Consider the following 21,088-nt stretch of genomic DNA (forward strand, 5'->3'; position numbering starts at 1 on the left):
ATACCCTTAAACGGCTGCCCATATACCTGTTACCGTGGTAGATACATTATGTGTATTTACTTATCTTTACACAATTTGGTTTTTTCACCCTGTCCTACTTACAAGTTCAGCAAATAAATAAGCTACTTTCATGGTAAACCGAAAAAAATCTGTCAACAAGCAGCGCCAATGCTATCAATCTCTAGTAGCAACAGCATTATTAACTAGCAGCCTTTTCCAATTTATTGCACCTGTACTAGCTGACGGCACAGCTGGTGGTCAATCTATCAGTAACACGGCGACTGCTACCTACGAAGATCCCAACGCGCCAGGGACAACTATAAATGCCACTTCTAATACTGTAACCGTCACTGTGGCAGAAGTTGCTGGGATCACCGTCACTGCCTCTGGTGTTACAGATAATAATGGTGGTGCTGTTGGAGTTAACGACTTACTAACTTACACCTACACCCTAACCAACGTAGGTAACGACCCCACCAAATTCCATATTCCCAACCAAGCAACAACAACAGGGCCTGGTACAGTTTCTGGTGTACTTCCTCCTGATAAAAATGGGGTAACACCAGCTAGTGGCACACTGCAATACAGTACTGACGGTGGTACAACTTGGACAAATGTAACAGCCGGTGGTGTAGATACAGCCTCAATTCCGGTTAGTGGTACTGTGTTGGTGCGTGTGCCAGTGACTGTACAAACTGGCGCTCAATCCGGTGACGTAATTAAAGTTACCCTTGGTAATACTCCTGGGGATGCCCAAAACCAACCGCGTAATCCCGATGGTGGTGACGTTTACACTGTAGATAACGCTGATAACGCAGGTGGTGGGGAAGTTCCTGGCGCACCAGTTAACGGTACACGAGAATCTAGTATTACCCAGCAAATTCAAGTGGGTAACACTGTTAAAACCGTTGCTCTAGCCACAATACTCAAAACTCGGACAGCCTACAACCCTGGTAATACTTCCGTACTCAATGATGATGTACTGACTTATGGTTTAAGCTTGCGAGTTGAGAGCAATGACGTAACCAATCGGGGGCTTACACCCGCAGCTTTAGCTGGTACAAGTATCAATGTAGATAATAGTACAGTTACTCGCATCTTAGTTTCTGATGCACTTCCAGCATCCACAACTCTTAATGGGACTCCAACCGCTCCTTCAGGGTGGATAGTGGTTTATGCTGGCGAAGATCCTGCAACTATAAATGCTGATCAGGCTCTGTGGAAAACTGACAAAACTCAAGTAACAAGCGGTGTAGTTAGACGGGTTGGTTTTATTAACAATCCTAGCTCTATCTCTTCAGTTGCCACTGGGACAACCGTTACAGGCTTTACAGTACAAGTAACGACCACTGGAATCACAGGAACGACAGCGACAAATGTTAACAACATAGCTCAAGTTTTTGGTAAAACTGCTGGCGATCCAAATAGCCCCCTACTCTTCGACGATTCAGGTGATCAAAATCCAGATAACATCAACCCCTCTACTGGAGCCTTTCCTACTACACCTGACCTTGGTTATTATCCCACTACTCCCGGTAATGTTGACACAGGCAATAACAACCAAGCTGCTAATTCTGTTACAGGAAATGTCAACGTTTATACTGTTTCAGTTGCCCAGGCGAACTCAGTTTTAAATGGGCCGAATAATGCACCGGATGCTACTGGGCCATCGGGTTTAACCAACGATGACTTCACCAACAAATCTTCCTTTGTTCCTCCTAACACAGCACCTGGTAGTACACTTGACCCACAATCAGTTGGCTTCACTAACACAATTAAGAACAACGGTACTGCCACTAACGACATCACAATAGTGCCAACCGCACCAGCAACATTTACAGATTTGCCAAATAATACAAAGGTGACTGTTAGCTATAATAGTCAATCTGCTGTTTATACCTACAATAGTGCTACTGGTGTTTTTACCATCGCAAACGGTAATACACCAATTAAAGTCTCTGGTGTTCTTGCTGGTGGCATTGTTAATTATGGTGTAGAAGTTGACTTACCACCTGGTACGCAACTATCGACTGATATTGGTAAGGGCTTCCCAGTACCCATTACAGCTTTCATTGACACTAATAATAATGGTGTAGTGGATTCTGGTGAAGTCAACAACATCTCCATCGATCGCGTCTACACTGGCTTCTTAAAACTGTTGAAAATGTCACGAGTTCTACAAGGAAGTGGGCCAGCAGTGCAAGGGACTGATGGCACATTCAGTATCACTCCGAAGAATCCTGCTCCAGGAAACATTATTGAGTACCAAATTCAATACACAAATATTTCTGATGTTCAATCTGGAACTGGTAACGTGATTTTGAACGCTGACAAAGTTGTGATTACTGAAGATGGTACAGCAGGGGGCAACAACTGGGCGCTAGACAATGACAATAACACTCAAATTGATACTAGCAACATTGTTGGTTCAGCAAAGGATTCTGGGGCTTCAACGATCCAGTTCTTCAATGGTAATCCAGCTACTAACTCTAGCATCGACCAAACCGGAACCACGCTAAACAGTGATGTCACAAAGTATGTAAATACTGCCACTGGACAGATTGCACCTGGTGTTCAAAGAACATTTATCTTCCAACGCAAGGTTAACTAGATAGTTTGATTTCACCCCTCTTTATTTGCAAAGAGGGGTGTATAGCACATCTGTATTTGTAGCTGGTGCTTTAATCCTAAAGTGCCAACTACAAAATGATTGTTCCCCAGCGAAAACAGGGAAAGATAAATCAGCAATCGGCATTATGAAAGTTTTTTGAGGTTATTAATATGAAGCGTTTTTCTTTTGCAAGTTTAGGAGCGTTCGCACTTATTGCTACAGTGCCATTTGTTAGTCAAGTGCCAGGAATCGCTTCTCTATGGCATTCTACCAGTGCTGTTGCCCAAAATGTCAAAACTCAAGGGCAAATACAATTGCGCTTAGAAGCTGAGAAGCAAGTGATAGCACAGGATCAGCAAGGTAAGCAAAGTAAGACATGGCAACCTTTAAAAGGTCAAGCTGTGGTGCAACCAGGAGATGTGTTGCGATATACATTAAGTGGCGAAAATAAGAGCGATCGCCCCGTAAAGAATTTGATTCTCAATCAACCTATTCCTAAAGGAATGGTATACGTACTGAAATCTGCGATCACCACTAATGAGACTAAAGTAACCTACAGCATTGATGGCGGACGCAGCTTTGTCGAAAATCCCACTGTTAAAGTTACTCTTCCTGACGGGAAAGTGGAAACAAAACCAGCACCAGCGAATGTTTACACCCACATCCGTTTGCAAGTGCCATCAGTTCCGGCCAAGAAAACGGTTAAAGCTATTTATCAAGTCCAAGTTCGCTGATTCGTTATGCCTGATATCACTCGCCTGTAGCGACTTTTTTGGGAGTCAAGAGCGAAAAACAACGTGCTTTATAAGGAGAATCGGAGGGATCTTCGATAGATAAACAAGTGCTTTTATCAACAAAAAAAGTGGCATTCCAGAGGAGATGTGTTCAGTGAGCCGTCCTCAAAAGAAAAAACAAATTACTTATAGGAGTAGCTGGTATCAAAGGTTAACAGCTACTGTTCTTCTGGGGAGTTTTTTGCAAACTACTATATCTATACCAGCGATCGCACAACAGACTAACAATCGGGGTGCGTCTTTGCCATTAATAAATCAAGCTACTTATACTTATACAGACTCTGCTAATAATCAAAAATATGATGGAACTTCTATTCAGCTTAATGTTAGTCCTAGCCCATTAGTCGATCCATTAGGGCGGATATTAGGTTGTGCTGGTACTATTTTGCCTGACTATACAGGTTTTTCAGTTGGCGTATACGAATCTAACCCTAGCGACCCAACAGGTACAGAATTAGGCGGTTTGCTTTCTTTGACTCGAACAGAGTTACCCGATATTCCTAATAACAACGTTCCTGGCGGTAAGTCGCCAAATACGGAGAATAGTAACCCCTACTTCGTTACGAATAACCCTGCGGGTGTCTACAATTTCCTACTCGATCCGAATAAGGGTCAAACTGATCCAGGTAGAACTTATATTTTCGTAGTTAATCCACCGCCAAATTCTATCTACAAGCAACGGCGGATCAAGATTGAAATCGTTGGTACCACTGGCACACAAGGTAATAATATTGTGCGATATATCGCTAGTTCCCTGGATGGTCAACCAATTACTCTTACAGGTGAGACTAGGGTAGAGCAAACGGTTGTCTTGGTTCCGAATGCAGAAGTAGTAGGACTGGACTTATTAGCCTTTGAATTCACCACAAATCTGTGCCAAGCCAATCAGTTGCAGATTGTCAAAACAGGCGATCGCGCTACCGCCGAACCTGGAGATACGGTAATCTACCGAATCTCGGTAAAAAACCTTGCTGATGCTGGTTTGAATAATATATTTGTCACTGACAACTTACCTTTAGGATTCCAATTTTTACCTAAATCTGTGCGGGGTGAGTTAGATGGTCAGGCAATTACTATCACCTCAGAACGCAATGGAAACACGGTGACATTCCGCACAGATGTAACAGTTCCTACGGGAAAAACTCTGAATATTGCTTACGCGGCTCAACTAACAGCCGATGCTGTGCGTGGTAACGGTCGCAATAGTGCGATCGTGAATGCTCAACGAGCTGATAACCGTTTTAGCACCAAGGATGGCCCAGCAACGCACCAGTTAAAAATTCGTCCAGGAATCGTTTCTGATTGTGGCACGATTATCGGTCGCGTGTTTATTGATAAAAACTTTGATGGTGAACAACAACCTGGTGAGCCTGGAGTCCCCAATGCAGTGATTTTTTTGGAGGACGGAAACCGCATCACCACCGATCCAAATGGTTTGTTCTCCTTAGCTAATGTCTTACCAGGAAGTCATACAGGCGTACTAGACCTCAGCAGTGTACCAGGTTACACCCTAGCTCCCAACCAAAAATTCCGTGAACGGAATAGCCAATCTCGCTTAGTGCGTTTAGAACCTGGTGGCTTGGTACGTATGAATTTCGCTGTCACCCCCGCCTTCCAGGAGCCAGTCAAAAAATGAAACCCAGACTGCACCATACAACTATTTTCAACCTGAAGATGATGGGGGTGATGCCAGTAGCTCTCAGCCTCGTTTTGTATCCTGCCATAGTTAAAGCAGAACCTACAAATGAAAATCTTTTTTTCCCCGATTCGCCTTCACAAGCAGACAAGGGTGTTGAAAATGCTGACTTTTCAAGGGATCTAGAAAACCTCTCTTTTAAAACGGGAGAGGCTTTGAATTCTCCCCCGTCTTTACAAGCTACGCTGTATACACAAGTTATCGAATTACCCCACCCTAACCCTCCCCTTGGAAAGGGGAGGGAACTAGATTTTCTTTCCCCCCTTTCCAAGGGGGGATTAAGGGGGGTAAAACCCGGATCTCAAAGTAACTCCGATTTGCGTGTACACGGTAGGTACCTACAAGAGAAGGGAGCTAGAGGTTTGGTTTTTCCAAATAATGTGAAAAACCAGGATGAGGATCAAGCGGATTGGAATAAAGTTGCTGAAAAAAGCATGGATTCAAGTTCTCCCCATACTTTGGGAAGTTCTGACAGGCAACTTTTACCTTTTGAACTTCCTTCAACTAATACTTTAATTTCAGATCTTCAGCCAAGCGAAACGGAAATACAAACGTTTCAACCAGCAACTTCTGTTGATTTACCCAGAGACTTAGGTAAACTAGCAGTCATCAAGAATGAAGGACGCAAAGACACAAAAATAGAGCTTCAAGGTTCTCCAAGGGAAATACAAGGATTTCAACCAGCGTTTTCTGCTCAATTACCTAGAGGCTTACGCAAAATAGCTGGAGTAATTGAGGAAAACCAGAAAATTCCCCCCACTTCCCCCATTTCCACAGGAATAAAATTCCTGATGCCAACGGCTAACAACATTGTGGATGTTCCTGCTACCACAGTGATTGTGCAATTCCCCGTTGGAATCACAGTAGAATTACGGTCTAATGGTGTATTAGTAGATCCTTCCTCAATTGGACGGACAGAAAGCGATGCCAATACTAATTTAGTAACGCAGACATGGTATGGTGTTTCGTTAAAAGAAGGTAATAACACCATCTCTGCACAAGTAGTAGGAGGGACAGAACCCCCTGTAACGGTGCAAGTCGTAGTCCGGGGAGCGCCACAGCAAATAACCTTAGAAACTGTTGAGTCTCGTATCCCGGCGGATGGACGTTCTACAGCTACAATCAAGGGTCAACTGATTGATGCAAGTGGTAATCGCTCTAATCGTGATGCTGTTATCACTTTGATACCTACTGCTGGGGAGTTTGTTGGGAAAGACTTCAAACCTGATCAACCCGGATTTCAAGTAGAGGCGAAAGCGGGGCAATTTACGGCTAAGTTGCGATCGCAACTCAAAGCCCAAACTGTCACCATTCGCGCCATCGCTAATAATTTAGAAGCCTTTACGCAACTACAATTTGAAACATCACTGCGTCCGAGTCTGGTTACTGGCGTAATAGATTTACGTTTGGGCGCTAGAGGTACAGATTATTACGGTAGTTTCCGTGATTTTCTGCCGCCTGACAAAGATAACAGAACGCAATTAGATTTCCACTCGGCGATATTTGCCACTGGTGCGATCGGAGAATGGTTGTTTACAGGCGCATACAACAGTTCTCGTAACCTCAATGAAGATTGCAACTGCGATAATCGCCTGTTTAGAACTTACCAATCCAGCGAGCAAAATTATCCTGTCTACGGCGATAGCTCGCGAGTTGATGTCGTTGCTCCTTCCATTGACAGCCTATATGTGCGTTTGGAGCGTACAACTGGTGTCCCCGGAGCCGATCCTGATTATGTTATGTGGGGTGACTACAACACAGAAGAATTTGCGCGGCGATCGCAGCAATTTACTTCTATCACCCGTCAACTTCACGGTTTTAAGGCTAACTACAACTTAGGGAACCTACAAGTTACAGGTTTGTATGGCAACCACTTAGAAGCTTTTCAACGAGATACCATTGCTCCCGATGGCACTAGTGGTTATTACTTCCTCTCTCGCAGAATATTACAACCAGGTAGTGAAAATGTCTTTATTGAGTTAGAAGAACTCAATCGTCCTGGGACTGTACTAGAACGGAAACAGCTTAATCGTGGCCCAGACTATGAAATCGACTACGATCGCGGTACTTTATTATTCCGCGAACCCATGCTTCGTACCGATATCGATCAAACCGGACAAGTATTGGTACGCCGGATTGTTGTTAGCTATCAATATGACAGTGAAGATTCTGATAGCAATATATATGCTGGTCGTTTGCAATATAACCTTTCTCGCAAACTTAACCAGGAAAGTTGGATAGGAGCAACTTATGTCCAAGAAAATCAGGGAGTGCGTGACTTTCAACTTTATGGTGCAGATGCGCTGATTTCTTTGGGTAATCAAGGTAGGTTAATTGCAGAATATGCCCATTCCACTAATGATTCTGATGTTGTAGGAAAGGTTAGTGGTGAAGCGTATCGGTTGGAAGCTGAGGGACAAATTACTAATGGGATTCAAGGTCGTGCCTATTATCGCTTTGCTGATACAGGTTTTGCCAATAATGCCACTATCAGCTTCGTCCCAGGACAAACCCGTTATGGAGCGCAGGTTACAGCTAAACTCACTTCAACTACAAACGTCAGGGCGCAGTATGACCACGAAGACAATTTTGGCATTGCTCCCCAACCCTTAGATACCTTTGAAGAACTGTTTGCACCCCGCTATGAGTCGATACCTGGTAGTAAAGTTGATAATTCCTTAACGACAATTTCCGCCGGGATTCAACAACGTCTGGGTAGTGCCATTATTGATTTGGATTGGATTCATCGTCATCGGGAAGACCGCATTCCCGACAGCGCCCTCAGTGGTACTTCTGATCAATTGCGATCGCGTTTTACAGTTCCTATTGCTAAAAATCTGACTTTCCAAGCCCAAAATGAAATCAGTTTATCTTCCCAAAAAGATAGTGTTTACCCTGACCGTACCATCTTCGGGCTGAATTGGGCAGCAATTCCTGGTGTAAATATCAGTCTGGCCCAACAGTTTTACACTAGTGGTCAATATTCGGGTAATTCCATCACCAGCTTGAGTGTGAACGGTGAACACAAACTCGGTTCGGATACTACCTTGACAGGTCGTTACTCAATTTTGGGTGGTGCGAATGAAATGACTACCCAAGGGGCGATTGGTCTAAATAACCGTTGGACTATTGCTTCGGGATTGCGGCTGAATGTTGCTTACGAACACGTATTTGGCAACTTCTTCGGACGGACTGCGGCAGGTCAACAATATGCCCAGCCCTTCGCCTTTGGTCAATCAGCATCTGCGATCGGATTTGATGGTGGTGATAGCTACAGTGTGGGGCTGGAATACTCTGATAATCCGCAGTTTCAAGCCAGTGCCCGTTACGAACATCGTTCTTCTTCTGGTGGTAGCAATACAGTAATTACCGCAGGTGCTGCGGGTAAAATTTCTCCGGCTCTCACAGCCTTGGTACGTTATCAACAAGCTGGTTCTTCCAATCAAAAGCTTTCAGGACTGGGTGATACAGCTACCTTAAAGCTGGGACTAGCTTATCGCGATCCCAATAGCGATAAATTTAATGCCTTATTGCGTTATGAATATCGCAAAAATCCATCAACTATCCCTGACACCATCCTCTTAGGTAGTGGTACGGGTTCCGAAGACCATACTTTTGCTTTAGAAGCTATTTATGCTCCTAACTGGCAATGGGAATTCTATGGTAAGTATGCCTTGCGTAACAGCACTTCTTACATAGCCAGCGATTTAGCTGGTACAAATACAGTAAATCTGGGTCAATTACGCGCTACCTATCGTTTGGGATATAGCTGGGATTTGGTGGGTGAGGCTCGTGTAATTAGTCAGTCTAGCTACAGCGAAACAGGCTTTGTTGTAGAAACAGGCTATTATCTCACGCCTAACCTGCGTGTTTCTGCTGGATATGTATTTGGTAAAGTTGATGACCGAGATTTCTCAGGAACACGTTCCGCAGGCGGCGCATATTTGGGTGTCAGCGTCAAACTCAACGAATTATTTGATGGCTTTGGACAGCAAAAACCAGTGCCTCGTCAGCCACAAGAATCTGCAATGAATACTTTGGTTGGTAAACTCAAGGCTGCAACGAAGGGGATGCAAAAGCGTGAAATATAAAACAACTATTTAATAAAAACACTACCACTATCAATCTGAATACAAATGGTAGATTATTTACGATTTCGGGAAAGCTAGAGACTGAAGATTTGTTTGAGGTGAATCAGCCCTCATTGATGATTATGGTTAGACTAATCAGCATTTTTTAAAGGTTGTTTTATGGTGATTTACTAATGAAGAACTTATGGCAAAATTTTAATATTTTTAGCTGGGGATTGCTCGGTGCGACATTAGTACTTCAACCTACAGTAGCGCAAGCTCAATATATCCAGCGATCGTTCTTAAATCCCGGCTTTGAGTCACCTGCTTTTGGTACTTCATGTTATATACAAGTGGACGAAAGCTTTATCACTGGTTGGACAACAAGCCATAGTTCAAGGCAAGGAACAAGGTCTTGTCCAGTTGGCATATACGGACAAGCCGGTAAAATTATTGAGATTTGGACAACAGGATTTAATAGTGTTAATACAGCGACCAATGCAGGGAATCAATTTGCTGAGTTAAATGCTGAGGAAAACGCTTCGTTATATCAAAATCTATGCCTAATTCAAAATGAGACGATCACGTTCTCTCTTTTACACCGTGGGCGGAATAGTTCAACCACCAGAGATGTTGCCCAATTTTTAATTGGTACAAGTATTTTTGGTACTTTCTCAACAACTAACAGTGGAGCTACAAATCCACCTGTCGCAGGCAATGGTGCAGGTTCGATTTCCCAATCATCCGCAGGAAATGGCTGGGTGCGTTACTCTGGGAGTGTGAATTATTCTGGTGCCAGTAGCAATCAAGATGTAGGATTCAAAGCCTTTTCCGCAGCGGGTGGAGCTACTATAGGCAACTTCCTTGATGAAGTGCAATTTGCCGGTAAACCGGTGCTTGAGTTCACAGCCAGTTCAGGTGGTGCAGCAGAATCGGAAACTACCCCTACTACTAACCCACCTAAACTTAGGATTGTTGGTTTAGTGCCAACTGGGGGGATAAGTGTTCCGATTTCCGTTTCTGGTACAGCCGTTTTGGGTACAGACTACAATACAACATCAGGCACATCCACTTTTAATATTACTATCCCTGCGGGCAACTACGACGGCAGTGATGGTACTAGTGTCTTTACCATTCCTTTTACTGTCATTAATAATAACGTTCCTCAAGGTGTGAGGACAATCGTATTCACCATACAAACTTCATCTAGTTTTTTCACCAGTTCAACAACGACTTGTGGTGGTTCCCCAACGATCGCTTCCAGCTACACAATCTATGATGATGATTTTCTGAGCGGTAAGGTTTGGGATGATGCCGATAATAGCGCTAACAATACTTTTACTAATATCAATACTGGTTCGGAAACTGGCACCAATGCAGGTGGGTTATTAAATGCTATTCTCGTAGATTCTAATAATAAGGTCTTAAAAACAACACCTGTCGCCGCAGATGGTACTTATACTTTTCTTGATGTTCCCTTCAATCAAAGTAACGTTAAAATTATTTTAAGTACAACTGCTGGCACTGTAAGTAATACTGCCCCTGCGCCATCCCTCCCATCTAACTGGGTCAACACTAGCCCACTCACGACAGCTACTTTTAATACTGCTACAAACATCTCTAGTAAGGACTTTGGAATTGAGCAGTTGCCCAATACTAATAATGTCACTGGATCTACAACAACAAATCCAGGGGGAACCAATACTGTACAAGTTCCAACACTATCAGGCACTGACCCGGAAGATGGGAACCTTAGTTCTGGCAACAGTTTCAAGATTGTTAGTCTGCCAACTAATGGGACACTGTACTACAACAGTGTAGCTGTGACAGCGAATCAAGTGATTACTAATTATGATCCGACGAAACTAACAGTAGATCCGAATATAGATGGTGCTACAACCATCACTTTTACAGTAGCCGCAATAGACAAAGCAGGTAAGGAAGATCCCACACCTGCTACGGTAACTATGCCATTAACTGCGTTATCAGCTGGCAAACCTCAGTTAATTTTAGTGAAACGCATCACCCGGATTAACAGCCAGAATTTAACTAGCATTGTAGATGGTCGCAGCGACGTTTCTCCTAATGCTGCCAACTACGTAGCATCTCCTCGTGACACTGATGATGATAGCAGTAACACATGGCCCACTAATTACTTACGCGGATTGATTAACGCTGGGATAGTCAAACCAGGAGATGAGTTAGAGTACACTATCTACTTACTTTCCAATGGTCTAGGTAATGCAACTAGTGTCCAAATTTGTGATTTAGTTCCTGTCAATACTACTTTTATTCCCACTGCCTTTAATGGTCTGACTCCTAATGATGGTGGTTTATCAGGAGCAGATCAAGGTATTGCTCTTGCGCTTGGTTCTAGCACTCCTACGGTTTATTTGACTAATACCCAAGATGGCGATCGCGGACGCTTTTATCCTGCTAACGAGACAGTCCCATCATACTGCGGTGCTAACATCAATGGAGCGGTGGTGGTAAATATTACGCGAAGTCCAGATTTACCCAATCTAGTCAAAGATTTTTATGGTTTTGTCCGCTTCCGCGCTAAGGTGAAATAGCTTTGAGAAAGAAAAAAGGTTAAATATGAGGTTCCTTTTCCGCCTTAACCTTTTCTCTCTTTTTTATACTGGTATGGCTTGTCTCACTTCAACTGGTTCACCTGTGAGGCTAAAAGGGCGAACTTCGGTAATTTTTACCTTCACTAACTGTCCTTTCAACTCTTTAATGTCCCCACTGAAGAATGTCAGACGATTACCATCAGTGCGTCCCATCACCTGGGTTTGATCTTTAGGATTTTGGTCTTCTACTAAAACTTCTTCGATACGTCCAAAGTAACGTTGCGATCGCTCGGCTACTTTCAAGTTTCCTAGATGATTGAGCCTTTGGAGGCGATCGCTTTTAACTTCTTCACTTAGTTGATTGTCCCACAAAGCAGCAGGTGTCCCTGGGCGCGGTGAATATGCTGCTGTATTCAACATATCAAAGCCAATATCTTCCACCAGTTTCAGGGTATTTTCAAACTGTGCTTCTGTCTCCCCAGGAAAACCGACAATCGCATCAGCACTAATGGAAGCATCTGGCATATACCGCCGAATGGTATCGATAATCCGGCGATATTTTTCATGGGTATAACCCCGCGCCATCGCCTTCAAAAGTTCATTATCTCCAGATTGAAAGGGAATGTGGAAGTGTTTGCAGACTTTGGGTAACTCAGCGCAAGCCTTAATTAATCTCTCTGTAAAATAACGGGGATGGCTAGTAGCAAATCTTAATCTTTCAATTACCGGCACATCATGGACGTAATAAAGTAAATCTGTGAAGTTGTGCAGATGCCGACCTTCTGGTGTTGTTCCTGGTAAATCTCTACCGTAAGCGTCAATATTTTGACCAAGTAGAGTAATTTCCTTGTAACCTTGCCGTCCTAATTCTTCCATTTCAGCCCGGATCGCTGACGGTGTGCGAGATTGTTCAATACCACGCACATTGGGAACTACGCAATAGGTGCAGCGTTCGTTACAGCCGTAAATTACATTTACCCAAGCTGTGACTTTACTATCCCGTCGCGGTTGGGTGATATCTTCAATAATATGAACAGACTCGGTTGCCACAACTTGGTTGCCGTCAAACACCGACTCCAGCAAATCTTTGAGGCGATTGGCGTGTTGTGGCCCCATTACCAAGTCTAATTCTGGAACTCGCCGCAATAGCGCTTCACCTTCTTGCTGGGCAACACAACCTGCAACGATGAGGGTTAAATCAGGCTGCTCATGTTTACGCTTCGCTTGTCTGCCGAGGTAGGAATATACTTTTTGCTCGGCATTATCCCGAATTGTGCAGGTATTGTAGAGAATTACATCTGCATTATTCGGATCTTCTGACCATTCAAAGCCCATGTCTTCCAAAACGCCAGCCATGCGCTCTGAGTCAGCTTTATTCATCTGACAACCGAAGGTAGTGATGTGGTAGTGGCGTTTAGAAGTGGTCATGTTGCTTAGTTAACCAGTTAGAGTGAGGTTATTCTTTAGCCTCAAAGTCAACTTTATCATAAATATCTGATAGAGGGATTTGAAATTGAATCGAGGATAGTGTTAAGATACTACTCTCTTCTTCATACTCTGAGAAAATCCATTTATTTTCGTCAGTCTTAGAATACTGGTCTACATGATTTTTGTATTGATCGATGAGAACATATTCCTGAAAACTGGGGATGGTGCGATAAGCCGCAAATTTTTCATCTAGGTCATAGCTTCTGGTAGATTTGGATAACACTTCACAAATCACTAAGGGATTAGTAATTGTATCTGTACGTCCCTCAGAAAATTCTAATGAACCTGCAACAACCATTACATCAGGATATGTATGAATTTGCTTTTTGGGAATCCATAGACGTTGATCAGCTATGAATACTCGATAAGGTTGTCGCTTCAAAGCAAAATTGAGGGTTGCACTTAGATTAAGAGCTATTTGGTTGTGATTTGGTGTTCCACCTGTCATGGGTATAATTTGACCATCTATATATTCATGACGATACTCGGAAATGACTTCTAGTTCTAGGTATTCTGTGGGAGAATAATGGCGTTTTTCTTGTAATTGCATAGGGCAATATTTTTTGGTATTTTTGATTTTGCATTGACCAGATGCGATTAAGTCCGATCAATGCTATTCGTTTTTACTGTAACGTTGTTTTTTAACGCAGAGGTAACGCAGAGGGTTTGTTAGGCTGGGTTCCAGGTGCCGTGGAAGCTGTGGGGGATGACGCTGGGTAATCCTAGTTTGCAAACGGGTTCGGCATCCAGGCGATCGCTATCAAATATCCAAACTTCGCTACTATGAGAATTACCATCGTAGACAACGGTTAGTACCCAACTTTGTGCAGGATTTTGGGTATTTTGGGCATGGATGGGTTCTGAAGGATAACGGTTTTCTCCAAAGTCTGCTTCGGTGAGGGTTTCGGTCTTGTGATCAAAACGAGCGATCGCATTTACTACTTCTTGGCTAATATCTGTTTCTGAACGGAATGTTGACATATATGTGTACCGAGAAGCTAGCCCCACGTTTTGCTGTGGTACATTGGGAAATTCACAATGTCTGTTTAATAATTGCTGAATTGACGTAACTTCGCCAGTTTGGGGATGTAAATGAACTCGCGTTAGTGTAGTTTTAGCTGGAGTGTGAGTCTTACCTGTAGCTACTTCCTTGAGATATTGGTTAGTTTGAAAATCTTCATAACGGGCAATATCTACAATCACTGAACCGCTAGCATCTACATAACCATTAGCAAAATGCCATTGAAACCAAGGTTCGGTTTCTCCACGACTCACCACAGATAAGGTTTCTCTGTCAAAAACTAAAATCTGAGTTCCTAATTTAGGTTGCCACTCTAGCGAATCACTATAGTTGTTTATCCCTATTAGCAGAGCTAAAATACTTAACCGCACCGGCGGAATGAAAAATACAAGATACTGTCCTGCTAAAACAAAATCATGCACCAATGGTATACCATCTAGCTGGTATGCGGCTTGTTGGATAATCCGGCCAGTCGAATCGCTTTTGTAAATATTAAGCGTCGCTTTTTGTCCAGGGCTGATGCCAAAGTTAAAAATCTCCCCTGTTTGCTCGTCACGCTTATAATGTGCGGAATAGCTTAATCCTTTAGCTAATCCCCCTAAATCATCTTCACCCCAAGTTTCTAAAGTTTGTAAATCGAGGGCGTGGGGTTTACCACCTTCCCACAGTGCCAAAAGTTTATCTGGAAGTGCTAGCACCGAAGTGTTGGCAGCATTTTTGAGGGGCTTTTGCCATTGATTCCAAATTGGCCCCGGTGCAGTCATGCCATAATTGCCGTAGAGTAGTTTACCTGCTGCGGCTTCTTCTTGATAGCCAGAGGTTTGCACGTAGCGATAAACCCCCGTTGCAACTGCATCAGTAAAATTTACAGCCAGAATTGCTCCATCTCCATCAAACCAGTGTCCCACGCGAAGGCCACCGCGTCCTAGCCGTGCGGGACCATTGCGGTAAAGTGTGCCACGCAAACCATCTGGGATTTTGCCAGAGATAATTGGTAGTTGCGTAGAGGGAAATTCTTTTGCTGGTTCTGCGATCGCACCTGCCCAGGTTTTTTTAGTTGACTTTTTCTCAATGGTATGCATATCAAATTTTGGTTGATAAATTATCGATTTACATACCTGCATTCTTACATTTTCATCTTTGTTGCAGTTTTTTAAATGATATTACTCGTTAACTGAGCTAGCTCATAGTAACCAATAGGAATAATCACTAAAGTGAAGTCAATCAAGATTCTAAGTGGTTCCAAAAACTATGGTTAGCCAACAAACAATAGATATCGTCAAATCTACTGCACCTGTTTTGAAAAAGAACGGTCAGCAAATCACAACTCGGATGTATGAAATTATGTTTCAAAATCATCCAGAAATCAAAGAACAATTTAGTATGTCTGCTCAAGCAGATGGTTCTCAACCTGCGAGATTAGCAACAGCAGTTTATAGCTATGCTAACCAAATTGATAATTTGCCTGCTTTAAAGTCGATGGTAGAGAAGATTGCCCATCGTCATGTGCAGACTCATGTTACACCAGAGCAATATCCTATTGTTGGAGAAAGTTTACTGCAAGCTATGAAAGATGTTTTAGGGGAAGCAGCTACAGAAGAAGTGATGGCGGCTTGGACTGAAGCTTATCAGGCATTGTCTGAAGTGTTCATTCACAGAGAACATGATATATATGTGGGTGAAGAGAAAAAACCACAGCTTATGCATTCCTAACGATAAAACTTGGTGTCATAATAACAGCTTGAGGGTTTGTTACAACAACTTCAACGTTTATAGTTACAGTTTGAGCATTTATAACAACAGCTTCAATTTTACTTATCACAACTGGAGTTGTAGTAACTACGGCTTGAGCATTCATAACAACAGCTTAAGTTGTATTAACAACAGCTTCAATTTTACTTATAAGAACTGGAGTTGTAGTAACTACAGCTTGAGCGTTTATAACAACAGCTTAAGTTGTATTAACAACGACTTTAATTTTGCTAATGAAAGCTTTTAGCGTAGCGACTTCAGCAAGCAAAAACTCTTCTAAATATAGTAGGACTTACGCACAAGAGATCCCCCAACCCCCTTTTTAAATGGGGCTTTTAAGATCCTGCCCTTTAAAAAGGGGGGTTAGGGGGGATCGAGGTTTCAGGTTTTCAATGCGTAAGTTATGTATAATTTTGATCGCTTCTTCTATCGTCTCTCCTTGGCTGGCGGTTCCCACCTCTGGATATTCAGCTACATAAACATCCTCTTCCCAGTGCAAGATTGCTGTAAAGGTTTGAGTTTTTGTATCTTTAGCCTGTTGCAATAAACTTATAGAGCGTTTCTCTAGCTATGTTTTCATTTTCCTATTGTTGCTTAACTACCTGGAACCAACAACATCCGCGCCTCAATCGCTTCCCAGGTTTGGGGCGACACCCGCACTGCTGCTTGTTTACACTGGATGATGAGATAATTAGCGTAAAGATAATTGCCGAATGCTTCCGCTTCTGCCTTAGATAAATCGATCATTTCTAGGGTGAGATTGAAAGCATTAAGTAAAGTTTCTTGGAGACGCTCAACAAATGCCTCAAGTACTTCTTTTAATTGTTGCTCATCGGGAGCTTTTGCTTTCAGTGCTTCCATTTGGGCAATCAGCACAGTAAATTTGATGTTATTGAATATTTTTAATTTCTCAAGATTGTAAGTGTATTGGATAGCATCGCCAATAGTACCATTACTAGCTTCAACAATAGCGATAGAGTATGCGAAGACGTTATCGATGGTGATGGCGTTATTGATGGCGATGGCATTAGCATAAACCATTGCATTTGAATAGGGTATAGGATCGGCATATATAATAGCATTGGGGTTAGCAATAGCATTGGCATAGGCAATGATGTTAGCGATCTCCATCGCAAATGCACGTTTACCCACAGGTTTAAAATCTCCTGGCGATCCAACTGTTACCTGCTCTGCCCAGTTTAATAAAGCTTGTAACTTCGATGTATTAATATACTTTTGCGCTTCCTTTTCCATCAACAACAGCCAATCATCTACACCACTACGCATTAACCCAGCTACTAACAAAAACACCTCTTTCCAGCGTCTATCTATTAGGTGTTCAATAACTAATTTCTCAACTTGCCGATGGTCATCAATATATTGTGCTGTTAAATATTCTTGTAGAGTCAGATGAGAGAAAGAAAAGACATCCTCGGCTCGTTCTACTAAAATTCCTTGTTGAACAGCGATCGCATCCAGTACTGATTCTCCATTTAAATGCTGAGGTGCATTCAGATTACTTGCTAAGAATGTTTTAATTTGCTGAACAATATCACGCCCAGAAAAGAATAGTCTGTCAAACTCAAAACCTGTATAAGCAATCTCTGATAGTAATAACTCTTCTAATTCTGTATGCAGTCCTTGATAAATCTCATCTCTGAGAATTCGCTTTTCTGATGCCCATTCTTCTAGCAATATCCGCAGTGCCTTCCGGTAAAGAACACTGCGATTATCTGGAAAACTTTGGGAACGGTCATAAACTAAACACAGAAATGTCAGCAATAAAGGTGTGTGCGCCAACTCTTTTGCAGCTTCATGTTCTGGTTTTTGCAATAACTCCCAGCATTTCTCGCCTGTCTTCGCCTGTTTGTCTGCTTCACAATGAAACCAGTTATCAATAAATTGCTGAATTTGATCGTCGTCAAAATCTGCCATTCCCACATCGCTAAAGCGGCGAAAACTGCTGCGATAAGCCGCCGTGCGACAGGAAGCAATAAAACGATTTTTATCGTACTTGTCAACAAAATTTTGAATTTCGCTAATTGCCTCAGTCAAATTTTTTGTTGGTACTTCATCTAACCCATCCAGCAAAATTAGTAATTTACCTTCTTCTAAAGCTTTAACTGTAAATTTATCTGGTAATGGAAAGCCACAAATCCGAAACTCTTCAGTAATAAATGCTTTAATATCGATATTGCCAGATGCAAACCTTTTCAATTCGATAAAAACTGGAATGCAGGCGTGTTTAAACCCTCCTTTTTTACCTTTGAGCGTTTCTAGTCCCATCTTCCGCACAAATGTAGACTTTCCTGCACCAGGCCCACCCAGCACCATCAGATATTGTTTATTATTAGCAACTTTAATTCCTGCTTGTTTTTTACCATCGTGAGATTGAAATCCTCGACTTGTGGCTTGGCGATAGACTTTTTCTAAATTCTCAATAGATTCAAAACTACGGATAGCATCATCATCTAAAAACTGTACTGCTGTATAGACCGATTCCAATTTCACAGGTTCACGCATTCCCAATACTTTGAGAATGCCATGCCGTTCTTCGTATTTCTGCACATATTGTTTTGATGCAGCAAAAATTATCTCCCTAGTTTTTTCGTCCAGGGTTTTACCAAATATTCCTAGAACCTTACCGCCACCTCCCCAAAGGATTTGGAAAATCGGAACTGCTAAACCGCTAACGGCTTGTGCGGCGAAAGATTCTATTCCTGTCATAAGATTATCAGTGAATATGTTTAAAAATTAAAGCAAAGTTGTATTATCCAACTCTAAGCTCTCTTATGACAACTACACCAAGCTTCAATTCCTGGGTTATCTGTCCGCAACCAAATCCGCAAGCAAACTTGCGTTTATTCTGCTTCCCCTACGCTGGTGGTAGCGCGGCAATTTTTCGCACTTGGCCTAATAATCTACCTAGTAATGTCGAAGTCTGTGCTGTGGAATATCCGGGACGGGGAAGGCAGATTCAGTCAGCACCCTTGACGCGATTAGAACCTCTTGTGGAAGCGATCGCTCCAGTTTTGTTACCATACTTAGACAAACCATTCGCTTTCTTCGGTCATAGTATGGGCGGATTAGTTAGCTTTGAGTTGACCCGTCTACTTCGCTCTCAGTATAATCTTACTCCCTTCCACCTCTTCATCTCTGCTCGTCGCGCTCCGCAATTGCCACCAATAAAACCACCCCTGCATATTCTCTCAGACCATGATTTGCAGGACGAGCTACGCAGCCTTAACGGTACACCCAAAGCAGTGCTAGAAAGCGAGGAACTAATGCAGATATTTCTTCCGATTTTGCGGGCAGATTTTGCAGTTCTAGAAACTTATATTTACACTCCAAAGCAGCCATTGGAGTGTCCTATTACTATTGTTGGTGGTTTGCAAGACCAAGATGTTAGTCATGAAGCTTTGCAAGCATGGCGAGAACAGACAATCGCTGCTTTCTCATTACATGAGTTCAACGGCGACCACTTTTTCATTCATTCACACCAAGAATTATTACTTAAACTTATATATCAAGAATTGCAGATGCGTAATAACCATTAGAGATATGAGTGAAAAAGTAGAGACGTAGCAATGCTACGTCTCTACAAGGGTTCTGGGTAACGCATATTTAATTTCACCAGATGTCTATTAGAGAAAAAGGAGTTAGGAGTCAGAATATCGAATTTTCCTGACTCTCTGAACTTGTGATGTACAATATTTCTACTTTTTACTTTTGCGTAGCGATCGCTAACTTTGCCCCTTCAACTTTACGAACCCGATCCATCACCGCTACTACTCGACCATAATCAACTTTCTCATCAGCATTAATAATCACCAACACGTCTGGGTTAGAACCAACTAAAGCACGTACTTGTTCTGTCACATCATCAACTGCAATTGGTTTCCGGTTCAGACTTACCTGTTCTTTGTCATCTACCGTAATCGTAATTCTAGTTGGAACTTGCTGTTGTTTTGCTGTGCTAGCCTTCGGTAAATTTACTGGTAAACCTTCTGAGCGGGTTAAAAACAGAGTTGACATGATAAAAAATGTCAAAATTGCAAAAATCACATCAATCATCGGCACGATGTTGATCTGTAATGGAAGTTCTGGCTCATCTGGTAGACGCATACGTTTTTTCTCCTCTTTCATAACGACGGCGGTAGAGTAATTCTAACTGTCCTCCATACTCCTGAATTAGTGCAATTTGCCTTTGGTACAATCCCCGGAAGGTATTAGCAAACAAGAGTGTAAAAATAGCAACGATCAATCCTGATGCGGTTGATACCAAAGCTTCACTAATCCCAGATGTAACGCCAGTTGTTTTAGTACCTCCCACATCACCAAGGTTTAGGGAGGCAAAGGAGGCAATCAATCCTAACACAGTACCGAGAAGACCTAATAATGGTGCTAGCCCGATAATTGTCTCAAAAATGTTTTGGAAACGTTTGAGTACAGGTATCTCAGCCTGAGCTTCGCTTTCTAATGCCAAACGAAATTCCTCTGGATTTGGCTCTTCCAATTCTAAAGCCGCAAGAAAAATCCGTGCCAATGGTAAATCTGCGTTTTTCTGAAGTTTATCCATTGCGCCGACAACATTATCAAGACGGTAGAGATTCAAAACCTCTCGCACCACACGGTTTTGACGCTGATTAATCCGTACCCAAAACCTGATCCGCTCGATGATCAGTGCCACACCCAATACCGAAAACGCCAACAGGGGCCACATGACCACACCGCCTGCTGCAAACAAATTCTGAATTCCCATGTAGTGCCTCTATAACATCATCCACAATACAAAATTAGACTACCAGAATCTAGTTCAAAGCTGAAACTTTTTCTCAATAAAATATAAAATATAATGATAACTTTTTCAAATGTAGCCATCATGATTTTTATTTAATTGTTCGTTTGCTTTGCATAAAAAAAATTAATTGGATTGAAACAAAAATTAATTTTGTTCAAATACCATGATATTGGTGGTTTTAAAAGATGTTTTTGCTAGTGAAGGGTTCCGTAAGGCGATCGCAATTAATTTTAATTTTTGACTTGATATTTGTAACCTTGCATTCTAAGATGGCTAAATTAG

General features: G+C 42.4%; 15 protein-coding genes. 7 read left to right on the plus strand and 8 right to left on the minus strand.

What is annotated here, in order from left to right; genetic code table 11:
- Positions 1-130 precede the first annotated feature (130 nt).
- From H6G86_RS11325 to H6G86_RS11345, 5 genes are all read left to right on the plus strand, one after another.
- Complete coding sequence (locus tag H6G86_RS11325) at positions 131-2,611, plus strand: beta strand repeat-containing protein (RefSeq protein WP_190934393.1); 2,481 nt, start codon at positions 131-133, stop codon at positions 2,609-2,611.
- 170 nt (positions 2,612-2,781) lie between these two features.
- Positions 2,782-3,345: a DUF11 domain-containing protein gene (locus H6G86_RS11330; RefSeq protein WP_190934394.1), complete on the plus strand. Its 564-nt coding sequence runs from the start codon at positions 2,782-2,784 to the stop codon at positions 3,343-3,345.
- 145 nt (positions 3,346-3,490) lie between these two features.
- Positions 3,491-5,041, plus strand: coding sequence for an isopeptide-forming domain-containing fimbrial protein (locus H6G86_RS11335; protein ID WP_190934395.1), 1,551 nt, complete (start codon positions 3,491-3,493; stop codon positions 5,039-5,041).
- A complete protein-coding gene (locus H6G86_RS11340) occupies positions 5,038-9,192 on the plus strand; it encodes an Ig-like domain-containing protein (RefSeq protein WP_190934396.1) in 4,155 nt (1,384 codons plus the stop codon). Before H6G86_RS11335 ends, H6G86_RS11340 begins: the two co-directional genes overlap by 4 nt.
- A 173-nt stretch (positions 9,193-9,365) precedes the next feature.
- Positions 9,366-11,744 (plus strand): hypothetical protein, encoded by a 2,379-nt coding sequence (locus tag H6G86_RS11345; protein WP_190934397.1) that lies wholly within the window; start codon positions 9,366-9,368, stop codon positions 11,742-11,744.
- Between the two features lie 63 nt (positions 11,745-11,807).
- Here the strand turns inward: H6G86_RS11345 and miaB are convergent, their stop codons facing one another.
- The 3 genes from miaB to H6G86_RS11360 all read right to left on the minus strand — a co-directional run bounded on the left by miaB (position 11,808) and on the right by H6G86_RS11360 (position 15,335).
- Entirely contained in the window at positions 11,808-13,172 is a 1,365-nt protein-coding gene (gene miaB / locus H6G86_RS11350) for a tRNA (N6-isopentenyl adenosine(37)-C2)-methylthiotransferase MiaB (RefSeq protein WP_190934398.1), read from the minus strand.
- Between the two features lie 28 nt (positions 13,173-13,200).
- Positions 13,201-13,782: a Uma2 family endonuclease gene (locus tag H6G86_RS11355; RefSeq protein ID WP_190934399.1), complete on the minus strand. Its 582-nt coding sequence runs from the start codon at positions 13,780-13,782 to the stop codon at positions 13,201-13,203.
- A gap of 119 nt (positions 13,783-13,901) precedes the next feature.
- Positions 13,902-15,335, minus strand: a complete 1,434-nt coding sequence (locus tag H6G86_RS11360; RefSeq protein WP_190934400.1) for a carotenoid oxygenase family protein — start codon at positions 15,333-15,335, stop codon at positions 13,902-13,904.
- Positions 15,336-15,504: 169 nt separating this feature from the next.
- Here H6G86_RS11360 and H6G86_RS11365 point away from each other — a divergent pair, with 169 nt between their 5' ends.
- A complete protein-coding gene (locus H6G86_RS11365; protein ID WP_190934401.1) occupies positions 15,505-15,966 on the plus strand; it encodes a globin domain-containing protein in 462 nt (153 codons plus the stop codon).
- Here the strand turns inward: H6G86_RS11365 and H6G86_RS11370 are convergent.
- The 3 genes from H6G86_RS11370 to H6G86_RS11380 form a co-directional block, all read right to left on the minus strand.
- A complete protein-coding gene (locus H6G86_RS11370; protein ID WP_190934402.1) occupies positions 15,953-16,111 on the minus strand; it encodes a hypothetical protein in 159 nt (52 codons plus the stop codon). The genes H6G86_RS11365 and H6G86_RS11370 overlap by 14 nt on opposite strands.
- Before the next feature lie 216 nt (positions 16,112-16,327).
- Positions 16,328-16,549 (minus strand): type II toxin-antitoxin system HicB family antitoxin, encoded by a 222-nt coding sequence (locus H6G86_RS11375; protein ID WP_190934552.1) that lies wholly within the window; start codon positions 16,547-16,549, stop codon positions 16,328-16,330.
- Between the two features lie 50 nt (positions 16,550-16,599).
- Complete coding sequence (locus tag H6G86_RS11380; protein ID WP_190934403.1) at positions 16,600-18,732, minus strand: NACHT domain-containing protein; 2,133 nt, start codon at positions 18,730-18,732, stop codon at positions 16,600-16,602.
- 65 nt (positions 18,733-18,797) lie between these two features.
- On the opposite strand from H6G86_RS11380, the gene H6G86_RS11385 reads away from it, so the two are divergent.
- A complete protein-coding gene (locus tag H6G86_RS11385) occupies positions 18,798-19,562 on the plus strand; it encodes a thioesterase II family protein (RefSeq protein WP_190934404.1) in 765 nt (254 codons plus the stop codon).
- A 166-nt stretch (positions 19,563-19,728) separates the two neighbouring features.
- Here H6G86_RS11385 and H6G86_RS11390 read toward each other — a convergent pair whose 3' ends face one another.
- Both H6G86_RS11390 and H6G86_RS11395 read right to left on the minus strand, forming a co-directional pair.
- Positions 19,729-20,130: an ExbD/TolR family protein gene (locus H6G86_RS11390; protein WP_163935129.1), complete on the minus strand. Its 402-nt coding sequence runs from the start codon at positions 20,128-20,130 to the stop codon at positions 19,729-19,731.
- Entirely contained in the window at positions 20,114-20,767 is a 654-nt protein-coding gene (locus H6G86_RS11395; RefSeq protein ID WP_114083339.1) for a MotA/TolQ/ExbB proton channel family protein, read from the minus strand. The genes H6G86_RS11390 and H6G86_RS11395 overlap by 17 nt, the downstream gene beginning before the upstream one ends.
- Between the last annotated feature and the right edge of the window lie 321 nt (positions 20,768-21,088).

This window comes from Nostoc sp. FACHB-133 (assembly GCF_014698055.1).
Classification (GTDB): domain Bacteria; phylum Cyanobacteriota; class Cyanobacteriia; order Cyanobacteriales; family Nostocaceae; genus Nostoc.

Excerpts from the sequence above, each read along its gene's own strand:
- H6G86_RS11325 (WP_190934393.1), top strand. The coding sequence starts at position 131 with ATGGTAAACCGAAAAAAATCTGTCAACAAGCAGCGCCAATGCTATCAA.
- H6G86_RS11330 (WP_190934394.1), top strand. The coding sequence starts at position 2,782 with ATGAAGCGTTTTTCTTTTGCAAGTTTAGGAGCGTTCGCACTTATTGCT.
- H6G86_RS11335 (WP_190934395.1), top strand. The coding sequence starts at position 3,491 with ATGTGTTCAGTGAGCCGTCCTCAAAAGAAAAAACAAATTACTTATAGG.
- H6G86_RS11340 (WP_190934396.1), top strand. The coding sequence starts at position 5,038 with ATGAAACCCAGACTGCACCATACAACTATTTTCAACCTGAAGATGATG.
- H6G86_RS11345 (WP_190934397.1), top strand. The coding sequence starts at position 9,366 with ATGAAGAACTTATGGCAAAATTTTAATATTTTTAGCTGGGGATTGCTC.
- miaB (WP_190934398.1), bottom strand. The coding sequence starts at position 13,172 with ATGACCACTTCTAAACGCCACTACCACATCACTACCTTCGGTTGTCAG.
- H6G86_RS11355 (WP_190934399.1), bottom strand. The coding sequence starts at position 13,782 with ATGCAATTACAAGAAAAACGCCATTATTCTCCCACAGAATACCTAGAA.
- H6G86_RS11360 (WP_190934400.1), bottom strand. The coding sequence starts at position 15,335 with ATGCATACCATTGAGAAAAAGTCAACTAAAAAAACCTGGGCAGGTGCG.
- H6G86_RS11365 (WP_190934401.1), top strand. The coding sequence starts at position 15,505 with ATGGTTAGCCAACAAACAATAGATATCGTCAAATCTACTGCACCTGTT.
- H6G86_RS11370 (WP_190934402.1), bottom strand. The coding sequence starts at position 16,111 with ATGAATGCTCAAGCCGTAGTTACTACAACTCCAGTTGTGATAAGTAAA.
- H6G86_RS11380 (WP_190934403.1), bottom strand. The coding sequence starts at position 18,732 with ATGACAGGAATAGAATCTTTCGCCGCACAAGCCGTTAGCGGTTTAGCA.
- H6G86_RS11385 (WP_190934404.1), top strand. The coding sequence starts at position 18,798 with ATGACAACTACACCAAGCTTCAATTCCTGGGTTATCTGTCCGCAACCA.
- H6G86_RS11390 (WP_163935129.1), bottom strand. The coding sequence starts at position 20,130 with ATGCGTCTACCAGATGAGCCAGAACTTCCATTACAGATCAACATCGTG.
- H6G86_RS11395 (WP_114083339.1), bottom strand. The coding sequence starts at position 20,767 with ATGGGAATTCAGAATTTGTTTGCAGCAGGCGGTGTGGTCATGTGGCCC.